The 18982-nt window shown below is 64.0% G+C and carries 15 protein-coding genes and 1 pseudogene; 5 read left to right on the top strand and 11 right to left on the bottom strand.

Going from position 1 to position 18982, the window contains the following annotated elements; translation table 11 throughout:
- Positions 1–40 precede the first annotated feature (40 nt).
- From CDV44_RS06390 to mfd, 7 genes and pseudogenes are all read right to left on the bottom strand, one after another.
- Positions 41–1066 (bottom strand): GlxA family transcriptional regulator, encoded by a 1026-nt coding sequence (locus tag CDV44_RS06390; protein ID WP_087687120.1) that lies wholly within the window; start codon positions 1064–1066, stop codon positions 41–43.
- Between the two features lie 45 nt (positions 1067–1111).
- A complete protein-coding gene (locus tag CDV44_RS06395; RefSeq protein WP_087687121.1) occupies positions 1112–1678 on the bottom strand; it encodes a cysteine hydrolase family protein in 567 nt (188 codons plus the stop codon).
- Between the two features lie 111 nt (positions 1679–1789).
- Positions 1790–2842 (bottom strand): ornithine cyclodeaminase family protein, encoded by a 1053-nt coding sequence (locus tag CDV44_RS06400; protein ID WP_087687122.1) that lies wholly within the window; start codon positions 2840–2842, stop codon positions 1790–1792.
- Between the two features lie 6 nt (positions 2843–2848).
- Positions 2849–3855: pseudogene (locus CDV44_RS06405) on the bottom strand (threonine/serine dehydratase).
- 64 nt (positions 3856–3919) lie between these two features.
- Positions 3920–5203 carry an MFS transporter gene (locus CDV44_RS06410; protein WP_087687123.1) on the bottom strand — a complete coding sequence of 428 codons (1284 nt, stop codon included), beginning with the start codon at positions 5201–5203 and terminating at the stop codon, positions 3920–3922.
- A 253-nt stretch (positions 5204–5456) separates the two neighbouring features.
- On the bottom strand, positions 5457–6674 hold the full coding sequence (gene argE / locus CDV44_RS06415) for an acetylornithine deacetylase (protein WP_087687124.1): 1218 nt from the start codon (positions 6672–6674) through the stop codon (positions 5457–5459).
- A gap of 204 nt (positions 6675–6878) precedes the next feature.
- On the bottom strand, positions 6879–10343 hold the full coding sequence (gene mfd, locus CDV44_RS06420; protein WP_087687125.1) for a transcription-repair coupling factor: 3465 nt from the start codon (positions 10341–10343) through the stop codon (positions 6879–6881).
- Positions 10344–10451: 108 nt separating this feature from the next.
- Between mfd and ispD the strand changes: the two genes are divergently transcribed.
- Together ispD and ispF are read left to right on the top strand one after the other, a co-directional pair.
- Complete coding sequence (ispD, locus tag CDV44_RS06425; protein ID WP_087687126.1) at positions 10452–11174, top strand: 2-C-methyl-D-erythritol 4-phosphate cytidylyltransferase; 723 nt, start codon at positions 10452–10454, stop codon at positions 11172–11174.
- A gap of 30 nt (positions 11175–11204) precedes the next feature.
- Complete coding sequence (gene ispF / locus CDV44_RS06430; protein WP_087687127.1) at positions 11205–11726, top strand: 2-C-methyl-D-erythritol 2,4-cyclodiphosphate synthase; 522 nt, start codon at positions 11205–11207, stop codon at positions 11724–11726.
- 131 nt (positions 11727–11857) lie between these two features.
- Here the strand turns inward: ispF and CDV44_RS06435 are convergent, their stop codons facing one another.
- The 4 genes from CDV44_RS06435 to ompR form a co-directional block, all read right to left on the bottom strand.
- The gene (locus CDV44_RS06435; protein ID WP_058378275.1) at positions 11858–12385 is read right to left on the bottom strand and encodes a carboxymuconolactone decarboxylase family protein; all 528 of its coding nucleotides are present in this window, start codon (positions 12383–12385) and stop codon (positions 11858–11860) included.
- 59 nt (positions 12386–12444) lie between these two features.
- Positions 12445–12993 (bottom strand): peroxiredoxin, encoded by a 549-nt coding sequence (locus CDV44_RS06440; protein ID WP_058378276.1) that lies wholly within the window; start codon positions 12991–12993, stop codon positions 12445–12447.
- Between the two features lie 257 nt (positions 12994–13250).
- Entirely contained in the window at positions 13251–14594 is a 1344-nt protein-coding gene (locus CDV44_RS06445; protein WP_087687128.1) for an ATP-binding protein, read from the bottom strand.
- 144 nt (positions 14595–14738) lie between these two features.
- Positions 14739–15464, bottom strand: a complete 726-nt coding sequence (gene ompR / locus CDV44_RS06450) for a two-component system response regulator OmpR (RefSeq protein WP_058378278.1) — start codon at positions 15462–15464, stop codon at positions 14739–14741.
- Positions 15465–15633: 169 nt separating this feature from the next.
- On the opposite strand from ompR, the gene CDV44_RS06455 reads away from it, so the two are divergent.
- The 3 genes from CDV44_RS06455 (at position 15634) to CDV44_RS06465 (ending at position 18952) form a co-directional block, all read left to right on the top strand.
- Complete coding sequence (locus CDV44_RS06455) at positions 15634–15948, top strand: hypothetical protein (protein ID WP_140413464.1); 315 nt, start codon at positions 15634–15636, stop codon at positions 15946–15948.
- A 200-nt stretch (positions 15949–16148) separates the two neighbouring features.
- Positions 16149–17708, top strand: coding sequence for a DUF1800 family protein (locus tag CDV44_RS06460; protein ID WP_249277415.1), 1560 nt, complete (start codon positions 16149–16151; stop codon positions 17706–17708).
- 8 nt (positions 17709–17716) lie between these two features.
- Positions 17717–18952: a DUF1501 domain-containing protein gene (locus CDV44_RS06465; protein WP_087687131.1), complete on the top strand. Its 1236-nt coding sequence runs from the start codon at positions 17717–17719 to the stop codon at positions 18950–18952.
- Positions 18953–18982 lie beyond the last annotated feature (30 nt).

The following is an 18982-nucleotide window of genomic DNA, read 5'->3' on the forward strand; positions in this document are numbered from 1 at the left end:
GGCGCTTAGTGGTCAGTGTTTAGCGGTTAGTGTTTAGCGGTTAGTGGTTCACGGGGCGGCGTGCATGGCTCGGCGGTACCGTTTCGAATTTGTGCCACACGCGGCGCATATGACGCGCCGAAGCGAAACCCGCGCGCTCGGCAATACGTTCAAGATCAAGCTGACTGTTGCCGAGCATTTCTCTCACCAGCGCAATGCGCAGGCGATGCAAGTAGTCGATCGGGGCGGTGCCGGAGTGTTCGCGAAAGAGCCGCGTGACCTGCCGCTCGCTAGTGCTGGCGATCTCTGCCATGGCGGCGAGTGTCCAGTCGCGCGCGGGATCGGCGGCGATGGCGTCTTGCATGCGGTGCAAGGCCGGGTGCAGGTGATTGCGGCCTTCGAGCCACGGCGAGAGTTGCGGGTCGGCGCCTGCGCGGCGCGAATAGACGACCATCTGGCGGGCAATTGCAGCCGCACACAGCGGGCTGGTGACTTCGGCAATGAGCGTGAGCATCAGGTCAAGGCCGGTGGTCACGCCCGCGCTGCTCCAGACGTTGCCATCCTGCACATAGAGCCGGTTGTCGGCCACACGTGCGCCCGGTGCCAGCGCCCGTAGTGCGTCGCAACTGCCGTGATGTGTGGTGCACATGCGCCCGTCGAGCAACCCCGCCCGTGCGGCGAGCAACGCGCCGGTGCAGATGCAGGCCAGCCGGTGTGTGGGACGCACCGTGCGCCGCAGCCACGCGACGGCCAGTGATTCGGCTTCGTCGCCCGAGTCAACTGAGCCGGCCAGTGCCGCCGAAGCCGCCGCGTCGTCGTGGGCCGCCGCGATCGGCAGCGGCTTTTCCACCGTGCCGGTCACGACAACCCATGCATCCTCGGGGACGCCATCGGGCAGCACGGTCAATGGGGAAAGCCGCAACCCGATCGACGTGTCGACCGACGCCCGGGTGCCCACGTAATGCAACACGAAGCGAACCGTATCCTGCTGCAAATTGGCCATGCGCAACGCTTCGGCTGGCGCGGCGATATCGAGCAGCAGCGCGTCAGGCATGACCAGCAGGTAGACAGGTTGAATTCGCGGCATCACGTGAGCGCCCAGACGACGGACAATTTCGGACAGACCCCGACGTTACACCGCCGCGAGCGCTTCCTCAACGGTGACGATGCGCGCGAAGCGGTCGACGAGCACCGTTTCGGTACGTTCTTTGAGGTCTGCCACCGACAGTTCACGGCCAGTGCGCGGGTGCGTCATCGGGAACGTGAGCGTGGCTTCGGTGACGAAATCGACTTGGTAACCCGCGTCGGACGCGGCACGCGTGGTCGTCTCGCAGCACTGTTCGGTGCGGATGCCCGACACGATCAGGCGCGTGATGCCATGTTCCACCAGCCACGGGCCGAGCGTGGAGCCGGCCAGTGCGCTGTGCTTGACCTTATCCACCGTAAAGACCGGTTCGATGCGAAGCTCTTCGAGCGTACGCACGAAGCCCGAGGCACGCGCGAACACGCCCGAGTCGATGTGAAAGACCTGCACGACCGGCACGCCACGGGCGACTGCGCCGTCGACCAGTGCCTGTTGACGCGAGAAGTACGTGGCCAGATCGTCTTCACGCCAGTACGGGCGCTGGCGGAACGATTCCTGAGCATCGATGACGAGCAGGGCGGTGCGGGACGCTTGTGACGATTGAGCTTGCGACATGACGAACTCCGTGGGGTGGTGTGACGATGGCCCCATATTACGGAGGTTCACGCGCGGGCGACAGACCTTGTGCGGACGGGAATCGGACGGATTCGGACAGGCCTGCGGCGCTCAGATGGCGGCGCGTACCCCAACGTTTTCGCCTGACGGGGTCTGCGCACGCCGATACAGCGCGGCGGCCAGCGCGACGTCTTGCGCACCCATGCCGAGCGATTTGAACAGCGTGACCTCCTCTGCGCTGGTCCGGCCGGGGTGTCGGCCGATGACCAACTCGCCGAGTTCGGCCAGCAGATCCTCCGGACCGATGCGGCCTTCGGCGGCGGCGGCGAGATAGTCGCCCGATTCGTTGACGGTCGACTCGCGGCGGTCGACAAACAGTCTGGCGCGTGCCATCAACTCGGTATCGGCTTCGCGATGTCGCGGCGTGCTGCTGCCGACCAGATTGACGTGCGTGCCCGGTGCGAGCCAAGCCGAGTGCAGCACCGGCTCGGTGGTGTTGGTGACGGTCACGACGATATCGGCGTCGCACACGGCGGCTTCGACGCTGTCGGCGGCCTCCAGCGTGAAGCCGTAGTTCGGTTGTTCCTTGTCGACAAACGCCTGTGCACTGGCGCGCGAGCGGCTGGCCACGCGAACGTGTTGCAACGGTCGCGCGGCAGCCAAGGCGGCAAGGTGCCAGTGCGCCTGATGGCCCGCGCCAATCAGCGCGAGACGGGTCGCGTCATGGCGTGCAATCAGGCGGGTCGCCAGCCCGGTGACGGCGGCGGTGCGAATGCCGGTGATCTCGGCGGCATTCATGATCGCCAGCAACTCGCCCGTCTCGCCGCTCATCAGCACGACGCAGCCTTGATGCGGGTCTTTCCCCAGCGTGCTGTTGCCGGGGAAGAATGTGCCGACCTTCGCGCCGTAGACCGGCGGGTTGTCTCCGCCCGCTCCATTCCCTGCGCTTCCGGCAATGAACGCCGGCATCATCCCCAGCATGCCTTTCGCACCGAGCGCTTCCGGCGGCCGGATGATCTGACGCAGGGGCAAATAAATTTGCTCACGCGCCAGTGCGGCGAACATCTCCGACATGACGGGAATCGCGTCGGCAACGGGCATCAGCGCCGCGACTTGTGCGGCGTCGAGCAGCAGAACGGCAGGCGAGGGCGAAGTAGCGGTCATCGTCGGTCAGGCGTTGGCTTCTGCCGCCAGTGCGGCGTCGATATGGCGCTGGAACGTGGCCGGGTCGGTGTTCGTGCCGCACAACAGCACGCCCACGCGCTTGCCGGCAAGCGTCTCGCGCAGCGGCCCCATCAGGGCAGCGGTGGCTGCCGCGCAAGCCGGTTCCACGGCCAGCTTCAACTGACGGAACAACGTCAGCATGCCGGCGCGCATCTGGTCGTCGGTCACCGTCACAAGTTCGTCGATATGACGGCGGCACAGCGTGTAGCTGTACAGCTCGGTGTGCGGTGCCATCAGGCTGTCGGCAATGCCCGTCATCGGCCCCATCTTGACCGGACCGTTGTTCGCAAAGCTCTGCGCCATGGCATCGGCACCTGCCGGTTCCACGCCGTAGACCTTCACGTGCGGGGCGAACAGCTTGAATGCAGTCGCGACACCCGCGATCAGGCCGCCGCCGCCGATCGGCACGATGACGGCGTCGAGATCGGGGGCTTGTTGTGCCCATTCGTAGCCGAGCGTTGCGGTGCCCAACACCGTGCGATAGCCGTTGAACGGATGCACGAAGAAGCGGCCTTCCTCCTGCTCCACGCGCTTGACCGTCTCGAACGCCTCATGCACGTTCTCGGCCAGCACGAGGTCGGCACCGTACTCGCGGCACAGCGACGAACGTGCGGGGCTGGCCGTCTTGAGCATCACCGTCTTCGCGCTCACGCCCATCGCCTGCGCAGCGTAAGCAACAGCCACGGCGTGGTTGCCCGCAGAAACGCAGGTCACACCGGCCTGACGTTGCGCATCGCTGAGCGCCAGCAGATTCGAGAACGCCCCCGTGCCTTGAACGTGCCCGAGGCTTGCAGCAGTTCGTACTTGAAGGTCAGTTGCGTGTCGCCCAGCGTGGGGAAATCGCGACGCGTGAAGACCGGCGTATTGCGCACGTACGGCTTGAGTTGCTCGTGCAGCGCGGCAATGGCTTCTTTGGTGGGCGCGGGCTGGCCGTCGATGGTTTCAGCGTGCAGGTCCGGGGTGGCGTTCGGGTGAGTCACTTGGACATTGTCTCCAGAATAGGCGCGGCGGATAGCGTTAGCGCAGACCGATGCTACGCACGCGCAGCAGGGCGGTAATGCTGATCAATGCCGCAACAATCAGATAGAAGCTCGGCGCGAGCTTGTTACCGGTAGCGCCGATGAGCCACGTGATGATAAACGGTGCGAAGCCGCCGAACACGGTTGCCGCGATGTTATAGCCCAGCGACAGGCCCGTGGTGCGCACCTGTACCGGGAACAACTCGGTGAGCAGGGCGGGCAGGGCGCCGAAGTAGGTCGTCATCAGCAGACCCAGCACGATCTGGAACACCATGAGCGAACCGAACGTCGGGTTGGCATCCAGAAAGCGGAACATCGGGTAGACGAGTACCAGCAGTGCCACGGCGGCGGCGAGCATCGGCTTGGTGCGGCCATGCGTGTCCGACCAGTGGCCGACGATCGGCGCGACGATCAGCTGCACCACGCCCGTCAGCAGCACGGCCGAGAAGGCAGCCGATGACGGAATGCCCAGTTGCTTGACGGCATACGTCGGCATGTAAAGCACGAGATACGTGGCAACGGTCGCCATGACCACCACACCGATGGCCAGCAGCAGGCGCTCCTTCTGGCTCGTGAACGTGTCGCGCAGCGGGCTTTGCGTCGGTTCGGCGTCGAGGAATTCAGGCGTCTCATCCAGACGGCGGCGAATGTAGTACGCGACCGGGCCGATCAACAGACCGAAGAAGAACGGCACGCGCCAGCCCCACGAGGCCATGGCTTCGGGCGTCAGGTTGCCCGTGAGCAATGCGCCGAAACCGGCTGCGAGCAGCGTGGTGAGGCCTTGGCTCGCGACCTGCCAGCTCGAGAAGAAGCCACGGCGTTGCGGCGCGTGCTCGGCCAGAAACGCCGTGGCACTGCCGAACTCGCCACCGGCGGAGAAGCCCTGAATCATGCGGGCGAGCACGATGCCGATAGGCGCGAGAATGCCGATCGACGAATACGTCGGCATGATGGCGATGAGCAGCGTGCCCACCATCATCAACAGGATCGAGAGCGTAAGGGCAGCCTTGCGGCCTGCGCGGTCGGCATACACGCCGATCACGATGGCACCGAGCGGTCGCATGAAGAACGACACGCCGAACGTGCCCAGCGCGATCAGCAGCGACACCGTGTCGTTACCGGTCGGGAAGAACAGCTTGGCAATGGTCACGGCAAAGAAGCCGTACACCACGAGGTCGAACCATTCGAGGGCGTTGCCGATCGAGGCCGAGACAATCACACGCCAGGCGTGCGGGGAAGTACGGGCGGCCGGGGCCGTCGCGTCGGGGGCTGCTGCGCTCATGTGCGAGATCTCCAGATCCTGTCGTGCGTTATGTATGCGTTGAGTGCTTGTTATCTTGCTCGTTTGGACGTCCTGTGCGCTCTTGCGAAAGTCTTGGCGTTGCGTTGCTTTCGACGGGCGTCTGGTACTGCGATCAGGTACTGCAACGCGCTTCAGGGGTGAAGCGCCATGGCAACGGGCCGCATCCAGAAGCGGAATGCGGCCCGGTGATACGTCAGTCGGTGCGGTTGCCGAAAGTGGCTCAGGCAGGGGCTCAGGCGCCGACGGTGTTGCTACGAATCAGCTTTTGCAGGAACGATTCGCACTGGGCGATCTGTTCGAGCGAAACGAATTCGTTCGGCTTGTGGGCCTGTTCGATATTGCCCGGGCCGCACACGATCGACGGCACGCCTGCCAGTTGGAACTGACCGGCTTCAGTGCCATAGGCCACCTTGCGCTTGTCAGTGTCTTTGGTGAGGGCGCGCACGAGTTGCGTGATGGCGTCCTGCTCCGAAGCGTCGAGCGCCGGGGCGGCAGCAATCTTCTTGAACTCGATGCCGGCGTTCGGGTGTTCCTTCTGCATTTTCGGCACCAGCTCTTCGATCGCGTATTGCTGAATGCGCGCGAAGATGCCTTCGGCGTCAACGCCCGGCAGGTTGCGGTATTCGAAAACGAATTCGCACAGCGCCGGGATCGTGTTCAGTGCGATACCGCCCGAGATCGTGCCCGTTTGCGCCGTGGTGAACGGCACATCGAACAACTCGTCGAACGGGCCGACTTGCTTGAAGTGATCGGCCAGATCGCGGATGTAGCAGATCAGGCGCGCGGCGTATTCGATGGCGTTCGAGCCCTTCGGCGTGAGCGACGAGTGCGCGGCATGGCCACGCACGCAGCACTGATAGGCGTTGATGCCCTTGTGCGCCACGATCACGCGCATGCTGGTCGGCTCGCCGACGATGCAGCCATCCGGGCGAATACCGCGCTCGCGCAGTTCGGCCAGCATCACCGGTGCGCCCACGCAGCCGATTTCTTCGTCGTAAGAGAACGCAAAGTGGAACGGCGTCTTGAGCTTGGCGTCGCGCATCTGGGGCAGTTGGGTCATGACCGCGCCGATGAAGCCCTTCATGTCGCAGGTGCCGCGGCCATACAGATTGCCATCGCGAACTTCGGGCTTGAACGGGTCGGTGTCCCACGGCTGGCCGTCGACCGGCACCACGTCGGTGTGGCCCGACAGGACGATGCCGCCTTGCGTGTTGCCGTCGGCCGCGGGCAGCGTGACGAACAGATTGGCCTTGCGTTTGGTGGCGTCATACGACAGCCACGGCTCGACGCCGGCGTCCTTCAGGCTGTCGCGCACCGTCTCGATCAGGCCGAGGTTCGATTCGCGACTCGTCGTGTCGATGCTGACCAGCTTCTTGATCCAGTCGAGCGATGCGGGTTGGGCGTCGTTGGCGGCTTGCGTCGCAGAGCTCAGGGGGGAAGCGCTTGTCATTCGAATCTCCGGGAATCTTCCAGTCATACGTACCGGGAAATGGTACTCAAAAATAATTTAGAGGTAAAAGATTGCTTGCACAACCATTCTTGCATTGCGGGAATTCATCGTTATTTGCGCGGGTAAACCATGCAAGCCACGCACGCGCATGCGGGTTTGCCCTTGGTTTTCTTCCGATGAATTGCCCACGGTGTGTTGCTCATGTCAGGCCGCACGGGCGCCGGGTGAACTGATGGCGCGCAAGGTTTCCTTGATCGCACGCACGCGATCGGTCAGTTGCGGGTGCTTCGCTTCGATGCGCAGTTTGTCCTGACCGGCCAGTTTGATGTGGCGATGCTTCTGCACCAGTTCGATGATGCGCATCGGGTCCACGGCGGGCGTGGGCTCGAATTGCAGGGCGATGGCTTCTTCGCTCGCATCGATCTTGGTGATGCCCAGCGGCTTGGCGAGCAGACGCATGCGGTGCGTCTCGATCAGCGCCTGCGCCTGCTGCGGCAGCTTGCCGAAGCGGTCGACCAGTTCTTCCTGAATCGTGTCGATCGCGTCGGCGTTCGTGCCGTTGGCCAAGCGCTTGTACAGCGACAGACGCTCCTGCACGTCGCCGCAGTAGTCGCTCGGCAAGATGGCGGGCACGTGCAGGTTGATCTCTGTGGTGACAGCCAGCGGGGCGTTCAGGTCCGGCTCGCGGCCTGCCTTGAGTGCGCTTACGGCGTCGGCGAGCATGTCGGTGTAGAGCTGGAAGCCGATCTCGTGGATTTCTCCCGACTGCTTGTCGCCGAGCACTTCACCTGCGCCGCGAATTTCCAGATCGTGCATGGCCAGATAGAAGCCGGCGCCGAGTTCTTCCATTTGCTGAATCGCTTCCAGACGTCGCTGAGCCTGCTTGGTGAGCGATTTCGGATCGTGCACGAGCAGATAGGCGTACGCCTGGTGATGCGAGCGGCCGACGCGGCCACGCAACTGATGCAGCTGCGCAAGCCCGAACTTGTCGGCGCGGTGCATCAGGATCGTGTTGGCGGTCGGCACGTCGATGCCGGTTTCGATAATCGTCGTGCACAGCAGCACGTTGGCGCGCTGGGTCACGAAGTCACGCATCACGCGCTCGAGATCGCGCTCGTGCATCTGCCCGTGGGCGACGACGATACGCGCTTCGGGCACCAGTGCCTCCAGTTCCAGCTTGCGGTTCTCGATGGTCTCGACTTCGTTGTGCAGGAAGTACACCTGACCGCCGCGCTTGAGTTCGCGCAGCATGGCTTCGCGAATGACGCCGTCTTCCTCGCGTCGCACGAACGTCTTGATGGCCAGACGTTTTTGCGGCGCGGTAGCGATCACCGAGAAGTCGCGCAGGCCTTCGAGCGCCATGCCCAGCGTGCGCGGAATCGGCGTCGCCGTGAGTGTGAGCACGTCGACTTCGGCGCGCAACGCCTTGAGGGCTTCCTTCTGACGGACACCGAAGCGGTGTTCCTCGTCGATGATGACCAGCCCCAGACGCTGGAACCGAATGTCGTTCGAGAGCAGCTTGTGCGTGCCGATCACGATGTCGACCTGCCCCTCGTTGATGGCCTTCACGCTCGTGTTCACTTCCTTGGTGGTCTTGAAGCGCGAGAGTTCGGCAATGCGCACCGGCCAGTCGGCGAAGCGATCGGAGAAGGTCTGGGCATGCTGTTCGGCGAGCAGCGTCGTGGGGGCGAGCAGGGCAACCTGCTTGCCGTCGAGCACGGCGATGAACGCGGCACGCAGCGCGACTTCGGTCTTGCCGAAGCCGACATCGCCGCACACCAGCCGGTCCATCGGCTTGCCGCTGGTCATGTCGGCCATGACGGCGTTGATGGCGGCGGCCTGATCGGGGGTCTCTTCGAAACCGAAGCTGTCGGCAAATTTTTCGTAGTCGCGCGGCGAGAGTTCGAACGCATAGCCCGAGCGCGCGGCGCGGCGGGCATACAGGTTGAGCAGCTCGGCTGCCGTGTCGCGAATCTGCTGCGCGGCCTTGCGTCTGGCCTTCTCCCATTGGCCCGAGCCCAGCGAGTGCAGCGGCGCGGTGTCCGGGTCGGCGCCGCTGTAGCGCGAGATCAGGTGCAGTTGCGAGACGGGGACGTAGAGCTTGCTCTGGCCGGAATAGTCGAGATGCAGGAACTCGGTTTCCCCTTCGCCGAGGTCCATGCTGATCAGCCCCTGATAGCGGCCGATGCCGTGCTGGCTATGCACCACCGGGTCGCCGACCTTGAGCTCGGCGAGGTCGCGCACCATCGAGTCGACCGACGTCGCCTGTTCCTGACGGCGTTTGCCGACACGGCGCGCCAACCCTTCGTAAAGCTCGTTTTCTGTGATGAACGCGAGGTCTTCCGTCGGCAGCAGAAAGCCTGAAGCGAGCGGTGCCACGCCAATCGCGAAGCGCGCATCCGAGGTCAGAAAATCTTCGAGCGATTCGACCGGGACCGGGCGCAGATCGTTGTCGTGCAGCAGTTGCAGCAGTGTCTCGCGACGGCCCGCAGAGTCGGCGCAGAGCAGCACGCGCGCGGGCGTACGGGCGAGATAGGCGCGCAGGGCGGCCAGCGGATCGTCGGCGCGGCGGTTGACCGAGATCGCCGGCAGCGGGATCGCCCAACTGCCGTCGCCGGGCTTCGCCAGCGTCAGGCGGGCGAAGGGCTTGGCAAATGTGAAGAAGTCCTGATCGAGCAGGAACAGTTGCTCGGGCGGCAGCACCGGGCGCTCGCGGTCGTGCGAGAGGAAGTTGTAGCGCTGGCGCGTGTCGCTCCAGAAGCGCTGGATCGCGCCTTCCAGATCGCCGACGAACACCAGTTGGGCATCGGGCGGCAGGTAGTGGAAGAGCGTGGCGGTCTCTTCGAAGAACAGCGGCAGGTAGTACTCGATGCCTGCGGAGGGCACGCCGCTCCCCATGTCCTTGTAGATCGTGCTGCGGCTCGGGTCGCCCTCGAACACCTCGCGCCAGCGCCCGCGAAACGCGGTGCGGGCGGGTTCGTCGAACGGGAATTCGCGCCCCGGGAGCAGGCGTACTTCCTTGACCGGATACAGGCTGCGCTGCGTGTCCGGGTCGAAGGCGCGGATGCTGTCGACCGTGTCGTCGAACAGATCGAGACGGTAAGGCAGGGGCGAGCCCATCGGGAACAGATCGATCAGGCCGCCGCGCACGCAATACTCGCCGGGACGCATCACCTGCGATACATGCTCGTAACCGGCGAGCGTGAACTGCGACTTCAGCTTCGCTTCGTCGAGCCGTTCGCCTTGCCGGAAGTAGAACGTGTAGGCCGCCATGAAGCTGGCGGGGGCCATGCGGTAGAGCGCGGTCGTGGCCGGCACGAGCACGATGTCGCAGCGTTTTTCGCCGAGATCGTGCAAGGTGGCCAGCCGTTCCGAGATCAGGTCCTGGTGCGGCGAGAACGTGTCGTACGGCAGCGTTTCCCAGTCGGGCAGCAGACGCACGCGCGCATCAGGCGCATACCACTTGAGTTCTTGCTGGAGTCGCAGCGCGTCGGTCGCCTGCGCGCAGACAACCGCGAGCAGCGGCATGCGCTCCCGATTGGCTGCGAAGTAGCGGGCGATGAGCAGGGCGTCAGACGACGCGTGGGCACCGGCGAAGGCGTAACGCTGTCCCGCTTTTACGAGCGGCACAGGCACGGTATTACGGGATATGGCGTTAGCGGATGACATAGAAAAGCGTTGCAGAAATGGCAAAGCACGGGGCTGCATGAAGATGGGGCCCCGTGAAGATCAGCGTCTATTATAAAATCCCCGCTTTACCCTTACCTGCGTTTTATCGTGAGCGACCGACTTTTTGCTGTCATCCCGTGCGCCGGGGCCGGTGTGCGCGCCGGGGCCGACGTGCCCAAGCAGTACCGGAGCGTGGGCGGACGCGCCATGCTCCACTATGCGCTCGCCGCGTTTGACGCCTGTTCCGAGTTCGCCCAGACCGTGTTGGTGCTGGCGCCGGACGACAATCACTTCGATGGCCGCCGCTTTGGCCCGCTGCGTTTCGCCGTGCGCCGCTGCGGCGGGGCGTCGCGTCACGCGTCGGTGCTTGGCGGCCTTCAGGCGCTCACCGAATTCGGCGCGCAGGACAGCGACTGGGTGCTGGTGCACGACGCCGCCCGCCCGGGCATCACGCCGGCGCTGATCCGCACGCTGGTCGAAGCCCTGCGCGACGACCCCGTCGGCGGCATTCTGGCGCTGCCCGTGGCCGACACGCTCAAGCGTGAAGCCGCACCGGCGGCTGCCGGCGCACTGGCGGCCGTGGCCGCCACCGAATCGCGCGATGGCCTGTGGCAGGCACAAACGCCGCAGATGTTCCGTCTCGGCATGCTGCGTCAGGCGCTCGAAGACGCGCTTGCCGCCGGCGCTGAAGTGACTGACGAGGCCAGCGCCATCGAGCGCATGGGGCACGCCCCCAAGCTCGTGCGTGGCAGTCTGCGTAACTTCAAGGTCACGTATCCCGAAGATTTCGCGCTGGCCGAGGCATTTCTCGGCACGGCTCGCCCGGCATAAGCCGGGTCTCCTGCATTTGACGATCCCTTCATGACTGAACAAGCTGTTTCTTCTATTTCGCTCGCCGCCTTGTCCAAACTTCGCATCGGTCAGGGTTACGACGTGCATGCGCTCGTCCCGGGGCGCCCGCTGGTGATGGGCGGCGTGATCATTCCGTTCGATCGCGGCCTGCTCGGCCACTCGGACGCTGACGTGCTGCTGCACGCGATCACCGATGCCGTGCTGGGCGCGGCGGCGCTCGGCGACATTGGCCGTCACTTCCCGGACACAGACCCGACGTTCAAGGGCGCGAACAGCGTCGTGTTGCTGCAAGAAGCCATGCGCCGGGTGCGTGCGCAGGGCTACGAGATCGTCAACATCGACTGCACGGTGATCGCACAGGCGCCGAAGCTGGCACCGCATATCGCCGCGATGACGCAGTCGATTGCCGATGCGCTGGGGATTACCGTCGGTCAGGTCAATGTGAAGGCCAAGACCAACGAGAAGCTCGGTTATCTCGGCCGTCAGGAAGGTATCGAGGCACAGGCGGCGGCGTTGCTGATCGGCGCGTAAGGCTTGAGATGTGAGGGGGGGCATGCCCCCTTGCCAATGAAAACGGCGCTGCGGGGATAAACCCGGCAGCGCCGTTTTGCTTGATGCGTCGTCAGACGAAAGCCTGACGATGACCTTTCGACCTATCGGCTTTATGCCGCTTCAGCGGCGATCACTTGCGCGGCAGCGTTGATGACAGCGGCAATACGGCCGACGTCACGCAGTTGCGCGGTGCTCATGCCTTGTTCGGTGGCGAGCAGGTGATAGTGCGACTTCACGCAGAAGTGGCACTTGCCGACGATGGACGCGGCCAGCGCGTACATCTCGAAGCGTCGCTGATCCACGCCGCCACGGGTGGCGTAGGCGTTCATGCGCAGTTGGGCCTTCTCGTTCTTGAGCTCGGCGTTGTCAGCCATCTCAAGATACGGGTACCACGTGTTGTTCATGCCCATGAGCGCGGCAGCGGTCAACGCGCCTTCCAGCTCTTCCGGGGGCAGCACACCCGATTCACGGATGGCCTTGATCAGCGGCTGGCTCTTCGCGGCAAACGCAGCGGCAAGGGCCACGCCCACGGCATCGGTGCCTTCCAGCGAGGAACGAGCGATCGTACCGTCGAGGTTCAGGCGGATGTCCTTGGCGTAATCGGGAATCTGCGCCTTAATCGCGTTCAGGAATTCCATAAATTTCTCCTATTGCGTTGGGCTGAAAAAGCCCGCTCGCGCGGGCTTCGAGGCAAAACTTACAGCGTGTTGCCACCGACCGCACGGTTGCACGGGCAGAGTTCGTCCGTTTGCAGACCGTCCAGAATACGCAGCACTTCTTCCGGGTTACGGCCGACGTTCAGGTTGTTCACCGAAACGTGCTGGATGACGTTGTGCGGGTCAACGATGAACGTTGCACGCAGGGCCACGCCAGCTTCCTTGTCACGCACGCCGAGCTGGTCGATCAGCGAACCGGTCACATCGCCGAACGAGTAGTGGTTCAGCTTGTTCAGGTCCTTGTGCTCACGGCGCCATGCCAGCTTCACGAATTCGTTGTCGCTCGAACCGCCGAGCAGCACAGCGTCGCGATCGGCGAAGTCGCCGTTCAGCTTGCCGAATTCGACGATTTCGGTCGGGCACACGAAGGTGAAGTCCTTCGGGTAGAAGTAAATGATCTTCCACTTGCCCGGGAACGAGGCTTCGGTGATGGTTTCGAAAGCCGACACGCCGTTTTCTTCGTGGTTGTTGAAACCAGGCTTTGCCGCTTCTACCGAGAACGCTTCGAGTTTGTCGCCGACAGTTTTCATCGATTTACTCCTTAATTGATGCGGTTAACGTTGGATGTCTTCAAATACATCGCAACCTGCAACTACCCGGGTTCACGCGATCCCGGGCAACTAACGGATTATACGCTATCGAATTATCGACAGCAATAGTTTGTATTTATTGCGGGGATAGTTAAATCAAATCCCGTCGATAGGATTTTGTGAGTGGCCCGGGGTGAGGGCCATCATGAAGCGATTCGGAACCCCATTCGCGAGGGCCAATTTCCGCACGATACGCCTTATTTAGCAAGCGGAAATGACACGATGATTTCAAGACCGGAGCCGGGGCGCACGTTACTCAGCGTTGCCTGCCCTTTGTAGCGCGACGCGATGCGCTGCACGATGGCCATGCCGAGCCCCGTGCCGTCGGCCTTGGTGCGGGCGGTGTCTACACGGTAGAACGGACGGAAGACCAGTGCGAGTTGTTCCTCGGGAATGCCGGGGCCGGTATCGCGCACGCGCATCTCGACGCGCTCACCGAGCACGCGTGTCGTGATGTGGACGTTGGCGATGTCGCTCTCGGCATCGCGTCCGTACTTGCGGGCGTTCTCGATCAGGTTGTTGAGCAGGCGCTTCAGGTCCGTGCGCTCGGCGAGCACGAAGGCCTCTTCGCCCAGTTCGACGGTGATGTTCAGATCTTCGCGGCCCTCGAAGGCGTGCACCGTTTCGCGCACGGTTTCCGAGAGATCGATGGTTTGCAGCACAGTGCGCGAGGCCGGGCGGGCGTAATCGAGGAAGCGGCCGATGATCTCGTCCATCTGTTCGATGTCGCTGATCATGTCGCGCTTGACCGATTCTTCCGAGGGGCTCATCTCGGTTTCCAGCCGCAGACGTGCCAACGGCGTGCGCAGATCGTGCGAGATGCCCGCGAGCATCAACGCCCGGTCGGCTTCCAGCCGCTCAAGCTCCTGCACCATCTGATTGAAGCTGCGGTTCGCCTCGGCGGCCTCACCCATGCCGCGCTCTGGCAAGGGGTCGGGCCGGTGGCCGCCGCCGATGGCGCGCGCGGCGTGCGCGAGCCGCGCGAATGGCCGGTTCACCAGCGCCGTAATGAAGGCCGCCCCGATCAGTGAAAGCGCCAGCGCGAACGTGCCCCAACTGAACAGCTGCAAACCGGTGGCGGTGTCGATGCGATCTTGTTCGATGGCGACCCAGTAGTCGTCTTCATCGATCTTGAAGCTGATCCACATCGCGGGGATTTCATTCACCGACGAGGCGATGACCGTGTCGGTGCCGAGCCGGCGCTGCACGTCGCGCGTGATCAGATCGGTCACCACGCCGCTGGCTTGCTTCTCGATCTTGTCGGCGGGCTCGCGCGGGTACACGCGAATGCCTTCGTTGCTCTCGAGATCCTGCAAAAGGGCGCGGCGCAGGTCGGGCTCGGAATAGAGCAGGGCGGTGCGCGTGAGCTTGACGATCGAGACGAGTTGCTGCGCCACGCGTTGCGCGCGCGGTTCGCGCTCGATCACGCGAAAGCTCTGATACCAGGCGGCCAGACTCACGCCGATCAGCAGGGCAATCAGGAAGAAAGTACGCCAGAACAGACCGCCGAACAGCCCGCGTACCATCCGGATCGGATGCATGGGGTTGCTCCGTCTAATGCGAAATGCGTGCGTGCACGGTTGCCCGGCCAGCCATCAGTGGCCTGCTCGGATAAGACACGACGCCGGTGCGCGAAGAGGTCGCGACCGGCGTCGTTTTAATGCGTGAGACGTGAAGCCGAGCGATCACGCGCCGCCGTCCGGGATAAAGACGTAGCCCAGGCCCCAGACCGTCTGAATAAAACGCGGGCTGCCCGGGTCCGGCTCGATCAGCTTGCGCAGACGCGAGATCTGCACGTCGAGGCTGCGGTCGAAGACTTCGTATTCGCGACCGCGTGCCAGCTCCATCAGCTTCTCGCGAGAGAGCGGCTGGCGCGGATGGCGGGCGAACACCTTGAGCACGGAGAACTCGCCGGTGGTCAGTGCAATTTCCTGACCGTTCTTGGTGAGCGTGCGCGTTGCGAGGTTCAGGGCGAAGTCACCGAACTCGAACGTCTCCATGGTTTCACTGGGCGCACCGGGGAGTTCAGGCGGGGCCTGACGGCGCAGCACGGCGTGAATGCGGGCGACGAGTTCGCGCGGATTGAAGGGTTTCGGCAGATAATCGTCCGCACCCATTTCGAGGCCGACGATTCGGTCGACATCCTCGCCCTTGGCCGTTAACATGATGATCGGCGTGCGGTCGTTCGCGCCACGCAGACGGCGGCAAATAGAGAGACCGTCTTCACCGGGGAGCATCAGGTCCAGCACGAGCAGATCGAAACGCTCGCGCACCCAAAGCTTGTTCATGGCCGTGGCATTTTCGGCCACGAAGACATTGAAGCCCTGTTCCCCGAGGTAACGACGCAGCAAGTCGCGCAAGCGCGGATCGTCGTCGACAACCAGAATTTTGGAAGCGTTTTTATTTTCCATGCCACGTATCTTAGCTCGAAATGCCGCGAACTGAGGAGGCCGCCAAAGCGGGTTACAAAGGGTTACATAATTTACCCTACGGCTTGTGCGCTGACCATAGGCAGTGGGTACACTTGCACCCCTGCCAGGGCGAAAACCTGCCGCGTGGCATGAAGGACATACGCAAAAGATGAGATGGGCTGCTGAGTTTTCGCTACTGTTCGGGGGGATCATGCTCTGGGGACACCTGAGCGTGACGTATGCCCGTCCCGTGCCGCATTTCAGCGCCCAGACGCACGCCGCCCCGAAGGTCGAGCGTGCTTCGCCGCAGCAACGCAACGCGCCAAAGAATTCACCCGCCAACGATTCGAATGCCGAGCGTCGTGCCGACGATCTGCCGAATCCGCCGGCGGGCCGCCGTCCCAACGGCCACATGACCCCGGAAGACCGGCGCTTGCTTCGTCAGCATATTCAGGATGCAGTGCGCGAGTTGTATAGCCACTGATCCGTTTAAAGACGAAGCCCAGCCCCGTTCGCCAACGTTGCCCCCTGTGATGCGAGCGCCTCATGAAGCCGAACCGAATCCAGCCAGCCTCGATCGACGCTGGCTTTTTTTGCGCCCGCCGTTGGCCGGGACGTATAGCGTCCGAACGGTTCGTTCGGCCCGATAGCGCGGCAATTGCCCGGTCATCTCTCGCCGCAGCGATGGTGGCGGTAGTCGCGCTGACAGCACTACCCGGGCAGAACGCCAGCGCCAAGCCAGCCACGCCCACGCAGCATGCCCCACACCGCGCAACCCACGCCCCCACCGCTGCCGATCCGGCTCAGCGCACGTTGAGCGAAAGCGATGCCCGCTATCTCCTTACACGGACCGGTTACGCCCCCGACGCGCGTGAGCTGGCCCCGTTTGTCGGCCTGACCCGTGCCGAGGCGGTCGACCGGTTGCTCGCGCAGACCCGCCGCACGGCGGTGACGCCGGTGCCCGCATGGGTCAACGAGGGGCCGCTCTACGGCGAGGCGGTCAAAAACCTGACCCAAGAGCAGCGCCGCGCACTCGACCAGCGCCGCAATCTCATGGCGAACCAGTTGGCCGGCTGGTGGGCGCAGGAGATGGCAACCACGCCGTCACCGCTCACCGAGCGCATGACCATGTTTTGGCATAACCACTTCGTCTCAAGCGACGACAAGGTGCGCGAGCCGGGGGTGCTCTATCGCCAGAACGTATTGCTGCGTGCCAATGCACTGGGCAACTTCGGCACCTTGCTGCACAGCGTGTCGAAAGACCCGGCGATGCTGATCTATCTCGATGGGGCAGGCAGCCGCAAGGGGCACCCGAACGAGAACTTCGCCCGCGAAGTGATGGAATTGTTCACGCTGGGCGAGGGGCATTACACCGAACTGGACGTGCGCGAGGCGGCAAGGGCCTACACCGGCTGGAGCATCGACCGGCCGACGATGACTTACCTCTGGCGGCCGAATTTCCACGACACCGACACCAAGACCGTGCTCGGCCAGACGGGGAATTTCGACGGCGACCAGATGCTCGACATTCTGCTCGCCCGGCCTGAGACCGCGACGTTCGTCACCACCAAGTTATGGCGCGAGTTCGTTTCGCCGACCCCCGACACCGCACAAGTCACCCGCGTGGCCGACGTGTTCCGTTCGAGCGGTTATGACATTCGTGCGGCGTTGAAGGCGCTGCTTCTCACACCTGCATTCTGGGACGCACGAACGCGCGGCACGCTAGTCAAATCTCCATCGGAGTTCGTGACGGACACGGTGCGTGAGTTCGACATCGGCTACGACGATCCGGCGATGCTCGCGCAGCAGATGCGGGTACTCGGGCAGGACTTGTTCCGCCCGCCCAATGTGAAGGGCTGGCCCGGCGGCGATGCGTGGATCGACAGCACGACGCTGCTGGCGCGCAAGCAGTTCGTCGAGCGCATGTTCCGTGCGACGGAGAACGCCAACGCGGGCGGCCCGGCGATGGCGCCGCAGATGGTGACGGCGCGCCCGGGCGTGCAGCGCACGGCGTTCCAGCCGCCGTCTTCGATGCCGCGCACGGTGGCCGGCGTTCGGTTCGATCTGGCGCGCTGGCTGCAACCCTATGCATTGGGGCCGGTCGATGTGCCCGAGGCGGGCACGCGCGACGCCTTGCAGCGGGCGGTACTGCCGTTTGCACCGGCCGCACCGCAAACGGCCAGCGAGAATAGTGCAGCGTATTTGCAGTCGTTGTTGATGGATCCGGCTTATCAGTTGAAGTGAGGTGTGACATGCATCGACGCGATTTTCTGACATTCGCCGGTGGCCTCGGGGCCGCATGGCTGACCCCGGCACCGTTGCTGGCCGCCACGCAATCGCTCGGCGGTGCGTTCCCGGGGGCGCTTGCCGGGGCGGGCAACTACGGCAATCTGCTGATTCTGATCGAGCTGAAGGGCGGCAATGACGGTTTGAATACCGTGATCCCTTACGCCGATTCTGCCTACGCGACGCTGCGCCCGACGATCGGCATCAAGCGCGATCAGGTCGTGCAGCTCGACGACCGTAGCGGGCTGCATCCGTCGCTGCGGGCGCTCATGCCGATGTGGCAGGCAAAGGAATTGGCGATCGTGCAGGGCGTGGGGTATCCGCAGCCGAATCTGTCGCACTTCCGTTCGATCGAAATCTGGAACACCGCGTCGCGCTCTGACGAGTACCTGCGAGACGGCTGGCTCTCGCGGGCGTTTGCCGAACACGCGGTGCCGACCGGTTTCGACGCCGATGGCGTGATCGTCGGCAGTGCGGAGCTAGGGCCGCTGGCGGGTGGTGCACGCGCGGTTACGCTGACCAACCCGGCGCAATTTCTGCGCGACGCCAGTCTCGCGTCTGCCAATGCGGCGCAGGTGAGCAACCCGGCGCTGGCGCATGTGCTGCGCGTTGAGAACGATATCGTGAAGGCCGCCGACGGCTTGCGCCCGCGTCAGGGGCAATACGTGCTCAAGACGCCGATGCCGCAAGGCGCATTCGGCAACGTAGTGAAGACCGCCTTGCAGGTGGTGGCTGCGGCCGATTCACCGACGGGGGTGCCACAACCCGGGCGCGGCGTGGCCGTGCTTCGCCTGACGCTGAACGGATTCGACACGCACCAGAACCAGCCGGGGCAGCAGGCCAACCTGCTGCGGCAGTTGGCGGACGGGATGATGGCATTGCGCGCCGGGCTGACCGAGTTGAATCGCTGGCAGTCGACGATGATCGTGACGTATGCCGAGTTTGGCCGGCGCCCGCGCGAGAATCAGAGCAGCGGTACCGATCACGGCACGGTGGCGCCGCATTTTGTGGCGGGTGGGCGAGTGCGTGGCGGGATGTATGGCGACGTGCCGCGACTGGACCGGCTCGACGGTAACGGCAACCTGCCGTTTGCGGTCGACTTCCGCGATGTCTACGCGACGGTGTTGCAGCGGTGGTGGGGGCTCAACCCGCAATCGGTGCTGGGCGGCCCGTTCCGTCCGCTGGATATTTTGCGGGCATAGCACGGTGTTGCTGGCTGGCGGCAACGTGCC

The sequence above is a fragment of the Pandoraea sp. PE-S2R-1 genome (assembly GCF_002179865.1).
Taxonomy (GTDB): domain Bacteria; phylum Pseudomonadota; class Gammaproteobacteria; order Burkholderiales; family Burkholderiaceae; genus Pandoraea.